The 12,779-nt window shown below is 52.7% G+C and carries 6 protein-coding genes and 3 rRNA genes; all 9 read left to right on the plus strand.

The annotated features are described in order from the left end of the window. Positions 1 to 184: 184 nt before the first annotated feature. The 9 genes from KPC83_RS00610 to tsaE all read left to right on the plus strand — a co-directional run bounded on the left by KPC83_RS00610 (position 185) and on the right by tsaE (position 12,775). Positions 185 to 1,693: ribosomal RNA gene (locus tag KPC83_RS00610) — 16S ribosomal RNA — on the plus strand. A 351-nt stretch (positions 1,694 to 2,044) separates the two neighbouring features. Continuing rightward, positions 2,045 to 5,024, plus strand: a 23S ribosomal RNA gene (locus tag KPC83_RS00615). Positions 5,025 to 5,176: 152 nt separating this feature from the next. Then, positions 5,177 to 5,292: ribosomal RNA gene (rrf, locus tag KPC83_RS00620) — 5S ribosomal RNA — on the plus strand. The 16S, 23S and 5S rRNA genes sit together here, the layout of an rRNA operon. Before the next feature lie 539 nt (positions 5,293 to 5,831). After that, the gene (locus KPC83_RS00625; RefSeq protein ID WP_216278672.1) at positions 5,832 to 8,078 is read left to right on the plus strand and encodes an SHIRT domain-containing protein; all 2,247 of its coding nucleotides are present in this window, start codon (positions 5,832 to 5,834) and stop codon (positions 8,076 to 8,078) included. Positions 8,079 to 8,259: 181 nt separating this feature from the next. Next, positions 8,260 to 8,817: a holo-ACP synthase gene (gene acpS / locus KPC83_RS00630; RefSeq protein WP_216278673.1), complete on the plus strand. Its 558-nt coding sequence runs from the start codon at positions 8,260 to 8,262 to the stop codon at positions 8,815 to 8,817. Next, entirely contained in the window at positions 8,801 to 10,408 is a 1,608-nt protein-coding gene (locus tag KPC83_RS00635; RefSeq protein WP_216278674.1) for an NAD(P)H-hydrate dehydratase, read from the plus strand. The genes acpS and KPC83_RS00635 overlap by 17 nt, the downstream gene beginning before the upstream one ends. Next, positions 10,408 to 11,559, plus strand: coding sequence for an alanine racemase (gene alr, locus KPC83_RS00640; protein WP_216278675.1), 1,152 nt, complete (start codon positions 10,408 to 10,410; stop codon positions 11,557 to 11,559). Before KPC83_RS00635 ends, alr begins: the two co-directional genes overlap by 1 nt. Before the next feature lie 9 nt (positions 11,560 to 11,568). Beyond that, positions 11,569 to 12,285: a uracil-DNA glycosylase gene (locus tag KPC83_RS00645; protein WP_216278676.1), complete on the plus strand. Its 717-nt coding sequence runs from the start codon at positions 11,569 to 11,571 to the stop codon at positions 12,283 to 12,285. Then, positions 12,263 to 12,775, plus strand: a complete 513-nt coding sequence (gene tsaE, locus KPC83_RS00650) for a tRNA (adenosine(37)-N6)-threonylcarbamoyltransferase complex ATPase subunit type 1 TsaE (protein ID WP_216278677.1) — start codon at positions 12,263 to 12,265, stop codon at positions 12,773 to 12,775. Before KPC83_RS00645 ends, tsaE begins: the two co-directional genes overlap by 23 nt. The last annotated feature ends 4 nt before the right edge of the window (positions 12,776 to 12,779 follow it).

Below are 12,779 nucleotides of genomic sequence, written 5' to 3' on the forward strand. Positions count from 1 at the left end.
GTGACCAAGTCAAGTGAAAAGGACAAGGACCGCTTCTTATATAAGAAGCAGGCCTCTATATTCCAATTCCTTCTTGAAAACCAGATCAATATGCTTTCATAAACTCAAATGGAATCCGATCAGCGAATATGCTGGCCGGAACGAGCCTCGCGCTCATATAAGTCCTATCTCATAGGGCTCATATTGGACGGAGAGTTCGATCCTGGCTCAGGATGAACGCTGGCGGCGCGCCTAACACATGCAAGTCGAACGAGAAACACACCTTCGGGTGTGTGGACAGTGGCGAACGGCTGAGTAACACGTGGAGAACCTACCCTTATCTCGGGGATAGCCATCGGAAACGGTGGGTAATACCCGATAACCCAAACGCTTCGCCTGGAGCGTCTGGCAAAAGTCCGCTGGATAAGGATGGCTCCGCGGCCCATCAGGTAGACGGGGGGTAATGGCCCACCGTGCCTACGACGGGTAGCCGGGTTGAGAGACCGACCGGCCAGATTGGGACTGAGACACGGCCCAGACTCCTACGGGAGGCAGCAGTGGGGAATCTTGCGCAATGGGGGAAACCCTGACGCAGCGACGCCGCGTGCGGGATGAAGGCCTTCGGGTCGTAAACCGCTTTCAGCAGGGATGAGACAAGACGGTACCTGCAGAAGAAGCCCCGGCTAACTACGTGCCAGCAGCCGCGGTAATACGTAGGGGGCGAGCGTTATCCGGATTCATTGGGCGTAAAGCGCGCGTAGGCGGCCGGGCAGGCCGGGGGTTAAATGGCGGGGCTCAACCCCGTCCCGCCCCCGGAACCGCCCGGCTCGGGTCCGGTAGGGGAGGGTGGAAACCCGGTGTAGCGGTGGAATGCGCAGATATCGGGTGGAACACCGGTGGCGAAGGCGGCCCTCTGGGCCGAGACCGACGCTGAGGCGCGAAAGCTGGGGGAGCGAACAGGATTAGATACCCTGGTAGTCCCAGCCGTAAACGATGGACGCTAGGTGTGGGGGGACGATCCCTCCGTGCCGCAGCTAACGCATTAAGCGTCCCGCCTGGGGAGTACGGCCGCAAGGCTAAAACTCAAAGGAATTGACGGGGGCCCGCACAAGCAGCGGAGCATGTGGCTTAATTCGAAGCAACGCGAAGAACCTTACCAGGGCTTGACATGGCGGTGAAGCGGGGGAAACTCCGTGGCCGAAAGGAGCCGTCACAGGTGGTGCATGGCTGTCGTCAGCTCGTGTCGTGAGATGTTGGGTTAAGTCCCGCAACGAGCGCAACCCCTGCCACATGTTGCCAGCAGGTTAAGCTGGGCACCCATGTGGGACCGCCGGCGTCAAGCCGGAGGAAGGCGGGGATGACGTCAAGTCATCATGCCCCTTATGCCCTGGGCTGCACACGTGCTACAATGGCCGGTACAGCGAGATGCAACGGCGCGAGCCCGAGCGGATCTCTTAAAGCCGGCCCCAGTTCGGATTGGGGGCTGCAACCCGCCCCCATGAAGCCGGAGTTGCTAGTAATCGCGGATCAGCATGCCGCGGTGAATATGTTCCCGGGCCTTGTACACACCGCCCGTCACACCACCCGAGTCGTCTGCACCCGAAGCCGCCGGCCCAACCCGCAAGGGAGGGAGGCGTCGAAGGTGTGGAGGGTAAGGGGGGTGAAGTCGTAACAAGGTAGCCGTACGGGAACGTGCGGCTGGATCACCTCCTTTCTAGGGAGATACTTCTTCTAGGAAGAACATAATTTGATTTGATGGCGCGGAGGTAATAGTCGTTCCGGCTCTATCTGTTAAACAGTCTTTATCGCAGCATCCGGTTCCTGAGGGATACCTTCAGTGTACCTTGAGAGCCGCATAGCGAAATACGTATGAGTCAAATTTGACTCAGACACAATTCTTCTTAATGGAGATATAAGAGATACATCCAATCTGCAATAGATTTTATGTAAGAAGCATCTAATACGATCGCAAGAAGATAGATTATCTTCTCATCGTGGTATGCGACACCCAAGAGTTTACAATTACTCATGAATATACATGTTAGCATCTCGCTTCTAAAGTAAGCGAGAAGATATGTAGGGCGCGCGGTGGATGCCTTGGCATGGGAAGCCGATGAAGGACGTGGCAAGCAGCGATATTCCTGGGGTAGGAGCACACATCCGCTAATCCCAGGGTTTCCGAATGGGTAAACCCGCTAGGAGCAGTCCTAGCATCCCCTTCTTGAACACATAGAGAAGGGGAAGACAACCCGGGGAACTGAAACATCTAAGTACCCGGAGGAAAAGAAATCAACAACGAGATTCCCCTAGTAGTGGCGAGCGAACGGGGACATAAGGCCAAACCAGTGAACGCATATGGGCAGCAGCCTTTGCGTCACTGGTGTTGTAGGGTCTCACATCTGGGGTCTGCTGGTCCCAGCATTTTTGGTATCGGGCGAGCCGAACGGCATGGGAAGGCCGGCGGCACAGGGTTAGAGCCCCGTAGGCCTACCCCGAATACCCAAATGGTTGAGATACCTGAGTAGGGCCGGGCACGTGAAACCCGGTCTGAACCTGGGGGGACCACCCTCCAAGCCTAAATACTCTCCCATGACCGATAGCGCACAAGTACCGTGAGGGAAAGGTGAAAAGCACCCCGGAGGGGAGTGAAATAGTACCTGAAACCGCGCGCCTGCAAGGCGTCGGAGCATATTTATATGTGACGGCGTGCCTTTTGTAGAATGAGCCAGCGAGTTGCTGGATACAGGCGAGGTTAAGCTAGATAAGCGAGCCAGAGCGAAAGCGAGTCCGAATAGGGCGCATATAGTCTGTGTCCGCAGACGCGAAGCCGGGTGAGCTACCCGTGGGCAGGCTGAAGCGGGGGTAAGACCCCGTGGAGGGCCGAACGCACTTCGGTTGAAAACGGAGGCGATGACCTGCGGGTAGGGGTGAAAGGCCAATCAAACCCGGAGATATCTCGTTCTCCCCGAAATAGCTTTAGGGCTAGCGTCAGCTGTTTACCCCAGGAGGTAGAGCACCAAATCGATGCGGGGGCTTCACCGCCTACCAATTCGAATTGAACTCCGAATGCCTGTGGGTCAAGAGGCTGGCAGTCAGAGCATGTGGGCTAAGTGGCTGTGTGCTCGAAAGGGAAACAGCCCAGACCGCCCGCTAAGGCCCCCAAGTCATCGCCGAGTGGCAAAGGATGTGCGTCCGCGCAGACAACCAGGAGGTTGGCTTAGAAGCAGCCACCCCTTCAAAGAGTGCGTAATAGCTCACTGGTCGAGTGGACATGCGCCGACAATACACGGGGCTAAGCGATGCGCCGAAGCGGCGGAATATAATTTTTTATATTGGTAGGGGAGCGTCCCGTGCGGGGCGAAGCCGAAGGATAACCGACGGTGGACTGCACGGGAGTGAGAATGCTGGCATGAGTAGCGAGAGACGAGCGAGAGTCTCGTCCGCCGTAAACCCAAGGTTTCCTGGGCAAGGCGAATCCTCCCAGGGTTAGTCGGGAGCTAAGGCAAGGCCGACAGGCGTAGTCGAAGCACAGCAGGTAGACATTCCTGCACCACGCAAGAACCGTTATGACCAACGGGGCGACGGATTGGGGTAGCCGAGCGGGGTTCTGGACGTCCCCGTGATGACGTGTGGCCTGTATCCCAGGCAAATCCGGGATACATATAAAGGTAAGGCGTCGGACGAAGCATGTGAGTGAAGTCGGCAAGCCCGTAGTCCCCAGAAAAACCCCTAGGCAGGCGCTTGTGTGCCCGTACCGCAAACCGACACAGGTGGGTGGGTAGAACATACCGAGGCGATCGGGTCAACCATGGTTAAGGAACTCGGCACAATGGCCCCGTAACTTCGGGAGAAGGGGTGCCCTCATGTAGGTGATAAGCTTCGCGCTTTGAGCTGAAGGGGGTCGCAGTGAAGAGGCCCAAGCGACTGTTTATCAAAAACACAGGACTCTGCAGAAGCCGCAAGGCGACGTATAGGGTCTGACGCCTGCCCGGTGCTGGAAGGTCACGGGGAGGAGTTAGCTATTAGCGAAGCTCCGAACCTAAGCCCCAGTAAACGGCGGCCGTAACTATAACGGTCCTAAGGTAGCGAAATTCCTTGTCGGGTAAGTTCCGACCTGCACGAAAGGCGCAACGACTTGGGCGCTGTCTCAACCATGGACCCGGTGAAATTCCACTAGTCGTGAAGATGCGACTTACCCGCGGAAGGACGGAAAGACCCCGTGAACCTTCACTGCAGCTTGGCATTGGCCGCTGGCCCGTCGTGTAGAGGATAGGCGGGAGGCTTTGAAGCTTGGGCGCCAGCCTGAGTGGAGCCACCCTTGGAATACCGCCCTCGACGCGCTGGCGTCCTAACCCCACACCGTCTATCCGGGTGGGGGACCGTGCCAGGTGGGCAGTTTGACTGGGGCGGTCGCCTCCTAAAAGGTAACGGAGGCGCGCGAAGGTCCGCTCGGGACGGTCGGCAACCGTCCTTTTGAGTGCAAGAGCATAAGCGGGCTTGACTGCGAGGCCTACAAGCCGAGCAGGTGCGAAAGCAGGCTCTAGTGATCCGGCGGCCCCACGTGGGAGGGCCGTCGCTCAACGGATAAAAGGTACTCCGGGGATAACAGGCTGATCTTGCCCAAGAGTCCACATCGACGGCAAGGTTTGGCACCTCGATGTCGGCTCATCGCATCCTGGGGCTGGAGCAGGTCCCAAGGGTATGGCTGTTCGCCATTTAAAGCGGTACGCGAGCTGGGTTCAGAACGTCGTGAGACAGTTCGGTCCCTATCCTCCGCGGGCGTAGGAGAATTGCGGGATGCTGCCCCTAGTACGAGAGGACCGGGGTGGACGGACCTCCGGTGAACGGGTTGTCAACCAATGGCATGGCCCGGTAGCCGCGTCCGGATCGGATAACCGCTGAAGGCATCTAAGCGGGAAGCCGTTCCCAAGATGAGTTCTCCTTTTGGTAAGGGCCCAGGTAGAACACCTGGTTGATAGGCCGCAGGTGTACGGTTGGTAACAGCCTCAGCCAAGCGGTACTAATCGCCCGAGCTCTTACTCGCTTCTTTAGACGAGATGCATATACACATGTACTCGGTGTCGCTAAGAACTTCTTCTCTTATGGTCTTGGTCTAAATCACACCTCATACGTATAAAATCGCTGTGTGGCCCTCAGGGTACATATATCTCTCAAGGTGGGTGAGTGTCGCCCACCGGTCAGCGGCTATGGCGGGCGGGGTACGCCCGGTCCCATTCCGAACCCGGAAGCTAAGCCGCCGAGCGCCGATGGTACTGCGGAGTAAGTCCGTGGGAGAGCAGGGCGCCGCTGACCGGTGGACGACACTTTTTTGTTAGCTGGACAGGGTGCTCGGCTGTCTTGTTGTGGCAGTGCTCGCAGCTTGGTTGCGGGAGTTTGTGTTAGCTGGGCAGGGCACTTGGTCGTGGCAGTGCCAGCGCTTGCGTTGCGGAGTACCGCAAGCGCTCCTGAGCTGTTGTGGGCGGTGACGTTATTGTTAGATGGACGAGCTGTTCGGCTGGGGCAGTGTTATTGCAGCTCGGTGGGCGTGTTGCTCAGGTTTAATTAAGATGCATGTAATTTCACTTGTGGATTGAAGAATTAGTTTGTATTTATTTTATCTCGGGCTTCTTAAGTTTAGCCTATTTTTGAGCGTTTTCTAATCATAGGTATAGAGCAAGTTAGCAGGTAGCAATACTAATAATCGGCGCATATGTAAATATTGTAAACAATTGTGATTGTTCGTGTTGATTTTAAGTGTCGGGGGGGGGCTTCCGAGTTTTCTGCTATATATGTATGTCCACCCTTGCTGTGCGAGGGCAATTTTGTGTGCATCTAGTTAGTAAGGAGGCGCCATGAAAAAACAGGTGCCCGTAAGTGTGCTCATGAGCGCTGCTCTTGTAGCTTCAAATCCAGCATTTGTGCTTGCTCGTGAGGCTGAGAATGCGTCTGCTCCTCAGCCGGTTGCAGAGGCTCCAGCTGCTGCAGATTCAAATTCCAGCACGAGCGCCGATGCGACTTCTACAACCTCGTCGGCACCAACCGGTGATTCGGCAGATACAACAGCCGACGGAGACAGTGCAGATGTTGCTCACGTTGTTCCAGCTTCTCCCGATGAGGGTACGACAACAGAGAATGGCGAGAACGCTGCTCCAACTGCTCCTGTGTCTTATGAGGGTACCGTAACCTTTGTTGGACAATGGACAAATGAGTCACGTGCGATGCAGAACACAACTAAAGAGTTTCATGCTGAAAACGATAAGTTGGGCACGGCTCTTGCTAATGGCGGTTTGTATCGAGGTATAGCCAAGACCTTCCTTGGCTGGTCTGATAAAGAGCCTAAGGCTGATGGTTCTATTGCAGAGGGTGCGCGTCTTTATTCGGCAGAAGATACGGTTAAAACCGCATTTCCTAATGGCATTCCTGCTGATGCCAAATTATATGGCGTTTATTACAGCTTAAATAACCCAAAGGCTTCATTCCCTGATGATAAGTTTAAAATGGGTACTGATTTACTTGGGGGTCTTGGAAAAATCAGCACTGGAATTGCGAAAAGCAATGTCATTATTGAATCGGCCGACCACGAAGGCGTGCTGCCCAATACAACAAATCATTCTGCCTCTAGTGCACAAGGTGAGTCAGTAGATAATAAACCTTCTCGCTTTGAGACAAAGATTATCGATGTATATGATGCAAACAAAGATGATGTAGAGAAAATCAATGAGGTTGTGCTTCGTTCTCACTTTACGATGAACAACGAAGTTGCCATGCTGGTGTATAAAAACCCAGTCGTTGGCTATGGTGATTCAAACATAGACACAAATCGTGTTTTAAGCCGTAACTATAACCCCAAGTTTGCAGTAGAAAATGGCTTTAGCAATGCGGCAGGCGCCAAAGATTATACGTACGTAGACCTGCGTGCTAACTTTGAGGAGGGTATTACCCTTCCTGAGAATTTGCACATGGAGTTCTCAGGCTATTCTTGGCGCCCACTTTTTGTTATGAATGAAAACCACGAGAAGCTTGAAGTGTTTAACCCTGCGAACGATGCATCGCTGGGCAGTGGACAGGACGCTTTCAAAACCCTTGTCAGCAAAACTAACCCTGCTGTTCGTTTTGGTGTTAAAACCAACGGTGCAAAATCAGTTATTATTCGCTGCATTTTGCGCTATACCAATGATGAACGCATTGCAGAGTCTGATGTAGTACGTGATGGTGATAAGTCTATTGCAGAGACCATCTTGAGCCCTATGACGCTTCGTAGCATCTCAACTGTTGACCTTAAGAAGGAACGCACTGATTTAGCAGAAGATGCAACTGCACTCAATAGTCGTGCAATTCAAATTAAGAATGCAAAAGCAAAAGAACTTGTGGAGCTTAAGAAGACACTTGCAATTGATGGTGTTGTTTCTGGTTATGCATTCGCTGATAGTGGATATAAGGTTTCGCTTTTTGGATTATCACTTCCTGTAAAATCAGAACAGCCTATTGGTCCTTTTGCCTCTAATGTTTTACGTTTGGGCTATATAAGCTATAAGGCTGATTATGAGTATGTCAGCGGAACGCCTGGTAAGGAATTGCCAGAAGGTATTGTTGCGCTTACTCCTACGCCCTATACCGACCTTGCAACAGGTGATGAGGTGCCGCACGGAACTCCGGGCGAGGATGTAATTCACGTCGAAGGTGGTACGTGGAAGTTTACCTCTTGGTATAAGGGCAGCGTTTCAGAAGCGAATAAGCTAACCACTCTGAAGTCTACGATTGAGCACTCTGACCTTCACTTCGTTGGCGTTTGGGTCTTTGAGGAAGACGCTCCTCAGCCTCAGCCTCAGCCTGAGCCTCAACCACAGCCTCAGCCTCAACCACAGCCTGAACCGCAACCACAACCGCAGCCCCAGCCGGAACCAAAGCCGCAGCCGCAGCCTGAGATGAAGGACGAAGCAGCGGTTACAAAGACCAAGACAGTTAAGAAGATTAAAAAGGTTAAGAAACAGCTTCCGCAAACCTCAGATGCTGGTATTATTGCAAGTGTTGCTACGGTAGTTGCAGGCAGTGTAGCTACTATGGCTGGCGTTGTTACACGTCGTAAGCGCAAGCAGTAAAACGCTCTGATTGCTTAAGAGGCAGGAGATTTTCTCCGCAAGCTCAATGTGAGGACCCTCGAGTTTCGGGGGTCCTTCATTCTATTGAGACCTTGTTTTGCATATCGATTTAGGTGTGAGGCGCTCAGTTGATGGGCTTTCCGTCATAATAGGTATATCTATGTTGATAAGGAGGTGAGCGGTGGTTACAGCAGGAATTGGCGTAGATATTGTTGAGATTGCCCGTATGGAGTCAATCATGCATCGAACGCCGCGCTTTCTTACGCGCGTTTTTACCGAGCAAGAGCGTAGCTATTGTGAGACAAGCAGCCGACCAGCCGCTCATTATGCGTGCCGATTTGCTGCACGTGAAGCTGTTCTAAAAGCGCTTGGTACAGGTTTTTCTCAAGGTATTAGCTTTGCTGATGTTTCGGTTGAACACGATGCACACGGGCGTCCGCAGGTGTTGTTGCGTGGGCAAGCACAAGAAATTGCCGCTCGCCAAGGTATTACCGAGATTGCTCTATCGCTTTCATTTACCGGTGAATATGCCGTTGCAAATGCTTTGGCTATTACCAGTGCCGTACAGCCACAATCCAAAGAACCTGTAGAAGATGAACGTACCGTTATTGCGCGTTCATTTAAGGAAGTTCGTTCACTCATTGATGAGCTTGATTCTTCCTCGCGTGATAAGCTCACTGAATATACGTCACCCGTAGACTTAAGCGAACAGGAGCATGGCAATGAGACCCGTTCTTGATACCGACGCGATTCGGCGGCTTGAAGACATCATTGAAAAAGAGGGGACTTCACGCGCAGAGCTTATGGAGCTTGCGGGTGAGTTTGTTGCCTCTGTGGCGCTTGAGTACAAGCCAAAGCGCGTTGTGGCACTGGCTGGCTTCGGCAATAACGGCGGGGACGCTTGGGTTGCGGCAGATATATTGCAACATAAGGGCGTGCATGTTGATGTTGTAACACCCGTTGAGCCTGACGAAATTCCTGCTGCTCTTGCGCGTCATGTTGCACGACGAAGCGCCGGTCGTGACGTTGCTATAACGGTGGGGCCATCAAAAGACGAGCTGGCTGAGCTGCTTGATAGCGCCGATGTCATTATAGATGCTATGCTGGGAATTGGCTTTCATGGCACGGTTCGAGCTCCCTTTACCATTTGGATTCCCACAGTAAATGCTGCATCGGCACCGGTTGTGTCAGTTGATGTACCTTCAGGTCTTAATGTTGAGACGGGTATTGCGTCTGATGCCTGCATACATGCAGATATTACTGCTACCTTGCTTGCTGAAAAAATTGGTTTGTTTAGTGCTGGCGGTCCTGGTTGCGCAGGTGAGATTAGATGCGGGTCGTTGTATGCTCAGATTGCGGACGCGCTAACTGAGGTAGATAAGGCAGCCGAGTTTGTTGAACCGGCTGATTTGGCGCCCTGCTTGCAAGACATTCCGCCGCATGTTGATAAATATGCACGTGGTTCGGTGTTGGTGGTAGCGGGGTCCTCGGCGTATCCGGGAGCGGCAATGCTGGCAGCACAGGCAGCAGCCCGTGCTGGCGCAGGTTATGTAGCTGTTGCTACGCCAGAGACCTGTGCAAACCTCATTCGTATGGCGCTGCCATCGATACCTGTTATTGCGGTTCCGGCTGATGCGCGTGGCTCATTTGGGGCAGCAGCAAAGTCGGTTATCAGTGAAATTGCCGAGAAATATGACTGCGTGCTCTGCGGTCCTGGAATAACTACAGCAGCTGGTTCTGCCGGCATTGTAACAATGCTCCTTGAGATGAATGTGCCGCTTATTTTAGATGCTGATGCCCTCAATTGTCTCTCACGAGTTACGATTGATGGGCTTGATAGCCTTCCTGAGGTGTATCGCCGTGAAGCACCTCTTCTGTTGACCCCGCATTATCGAGAGCTTGCACGCTTGGTATCTGAGGGCGATGTTCATGATTTGGTGAGTTCTATTCAGGCAGCTCAAAAGATTTTGTGGGCAGCTGGTTCGAGTAATATGGCTATTGTGGCAAAAGGTCCTACAACCGCTGTTGTGGGTGTTGAGCAGGTGTTTATTCCGCAGGCAGGTCCGGTTGCGCTGGCAACAGCGGGCTCAGGCGATGTGCTTGCGGGCATTTTGGCGGGCATAGTGGCAACACTTCAAGATGAGCCAGAGAGCTGGGAACTTCTTGCGTCGTATGCGGTTACCATTCACTCTCAAACGGGCTATCTAGCGGCATCTACCTATGGTTCTCGAAGCGTTATGGCAAGTGATTTGCCAGATTTGATAGGTCCAGCATTGCAACTTGTTGAAGACGAAGTACTTGAAGCGCTTGCACGTGGAAAGGAGGCATAATGCCGTTGACGCATGAGCCTGCACTACGGTGGGCGTGGGTTGAGATACATCAAGGTGCCCTGCGCCGTAATGTGCGTGCATTTAAGCAGCTCTTAGGGCCAAGACAGCGATTATGCTGCGCAGTGAAGGCCGATGCCTATGGGCATGGCGCTGTTGCAAGTGCCAAGATAATGCATGCAACAGGTGCCGATATGTTTGCGGTTGCAACGGTTGCTGAGGGTATTGAGCTGCGCGAGGGCGGAATTGTGGCTCCTATTCTTGTTTTAGCAGAGCCGCCTATCACGGCTATTGAACACATCTTGGCATACGATTTAATGCCGGCTATCTATACGTCTGAGTTTGCTCTTGCGTTTGGTGAGTACGCTGTACATGCGGGTAAGGTGGGTAAATATCACCTGGCTATCGATACCGGCATGAATCGTATTGGCGTGCATCATACCGAGGCGCTCGAATTTAGGCGCAGCATTGATTTTCATCGCGGTATTGTGTGCGATGGCGTATTTACGCACTTTGCAACTGCCGATGAGCCCGATGGCTGGGATTATAAATTGCAATGCCGTCGTTTTGAAGAAGTTATTGCTGCGCTTAAAGATGCGGGCTTTGATTGCGGTCTTGTTCACTGTGACAACACTGCTGCGTCTATCTTGGACGCTTCAACGCATTTTGATATGGTTCGCGCTGGTATTGGCTTATATGGATTGCAGCCCTGTGGTTTGACGGCGCAAAAAATACAGCTCGACCCGGTTATGAGCGTTCATGCGCGCATTACGCGTGTGGTGAATCCTGCCATGGGAGAAGGTGTTAGTTATAACTACACCTATCGAGTGCCGCGGGCGCGTGTGCAACTCTGTACCTTGCCACTGGGCTATGGCGATGGTCTTGCACGTGTACTTTCTAACCGTATGGATGTGCTGTTTCAAGGACAGCGCGTGCGACAAGTGGGCAACATCTGTATGGATCAGTGCATGATGGCAATTCAAGAAACCTCAGCGCGTCAGATGCCTACGGCAGAGATTGGTGATTATGTCACCATTATTGGTCGTGATGGTGATGCCGAGATTACGCTTGATGAACATGCACAGATGCGCGGAACCATCAATTATGAGGTGGCATGCGACTTTGGCATGCGTCTCGAAAAAGTGTATCGCTGAGGTTAATCTATGGCGAGCTTGCTTATTCCCGGTTATGAACAGGTAAAACCGCGTGAGCTAAGCCTTGCGTTTATCCGTGAGCTTGTAGGCGACTGCAAACAGTGTGAGCTATGCCAGACACGCACACATATTGTGTTTGGCGAGGGCAATCCGAAGGCGCGGGTCATGATTATTGGCGAGGCGCCTGGCAAGAACGAGGACGAGCAGGGTCTTCCTTTTGTGGGGCGCGCGGGCAAAAATTTAAGCCGCGTTTTGGAGCTTGCGGGGCTAAAGCGCGATGAGATTTATATTGCTAACGTGCTTAAATGTCGTCCGCCTGATAATCGCAATCCAAAAGCAGCAGAAATGCTGGCATGTACGCCGTATTTGCGCGAACAAATTCGCAGCATTTGGCCAGATGTCGTGGTGACTTTAGGAAACCCCGCAACGCACTTTATTCTCAAGACCGAGATTGGTATTACAAAGTTGCGTGGGAGTTTTCATCAAGCTGGGCATTTTGTTGTCATGCCTACGCTTCATCCAGCGGCTGCACTGCGCAATCCCGCTTGGCAACGTTTGCTTGAAGATGACATGCGTATGTTGGGTAGATATTTAGCCAATCATGCACCGCAGGATATAACGGCGCTTGAGCAAGCGCAGCAACAAGACGCAAGCGGCGCATTTGATGATTTGTCACAAGCAATTCCTGTCATGGAGGAAACACATGACATATCTTTTTCAGAATGAAGCAGTCACATCATATGAAGCTGCCGACACCGAAAAACTTGGCGAGCTGATTGCACCTAAGCTGAGAGATGGCGATGTATTAGTTTTGTCGGGCGGCTTAGGAGCAGGTAAAACGCATTTTACCAAAGGCGTTGCGCGCGGTTTGGGCGATACCGTGCCGGTTACCAGCCCAACTTTTGCCTTGATGGCTGTACACGACCAAGGGCGCATACCACTCTTTCACTTTGACCTTTATCGGCTTGAGCATGCATATGAGCTTGAAGATACCGGTATTTTTGATGTGCTTGGCTATGAAGGGGTTTGTTTGCTTGAGTGGGGAGAGCAGTTTCAGGATGAGCTGAGCGACGAGTTTTTGCGCGTGGTGATTGAAAAAACGGCCGAAGGTGCCCGCCGTATTTATTTTGATGCAGTGGGCGCGCGCCCGAAGCAGTTGCGCCAGCAGATTTTGGATACACTTGAGCAGGAAAACGGCGCTTCGGCAAGCGAATAATCAA

It is taken from the genome of Collinsella sp. zg1085 (assembly GCF_018889955.1).
In the GTDB taxonomy this organism is placed as follows: Bacteria; Actinomycetota; Coriobacteriia; order Coriobacteriales; family Coriobacteriaceae; genus Collinsella.

What these genes read in the sequence shown, in the direction of transcription:
- KPC83_RS00625 (WP_216278672.1), top strand. Translation starts at nt 5,832, where the DNA reads ATGAAAAAACAGGTGCCCGTAAGTGTGCTCATGAGCGCTGCTCTTGTA.
- KPC83_RS00635 (WP_216278674.1), top strand. Translation starts at nt 8,801, where the DNA reads ATGAGACCCGTTCTTGATACCGACGCGATTCGGCGGCTTGAAGACATC.
- alr (WP_216278675.1), top strand. Translation starts at nt 10,408, where the DNA reads ATGCCGTTGACGCATGAGCCTGCACTACGGTGGGCGTGGGTTGAGATA.
- KPC83_RS00645 (WP_216278676.1), top strand. Translation starts at nt 11,569, where the DNA reads ATGGCGAGCTTGCTTATTCCCGGTTATGAACAGGTAAAACCGCGTGAG.
- tsaE (WP_216278677.1), top strand. Translation starts at nt 12,263, where the DNA reads ATGACATATCTTTTTCAGAATGAAGCAGTCACATCATATGAAGCTGCC.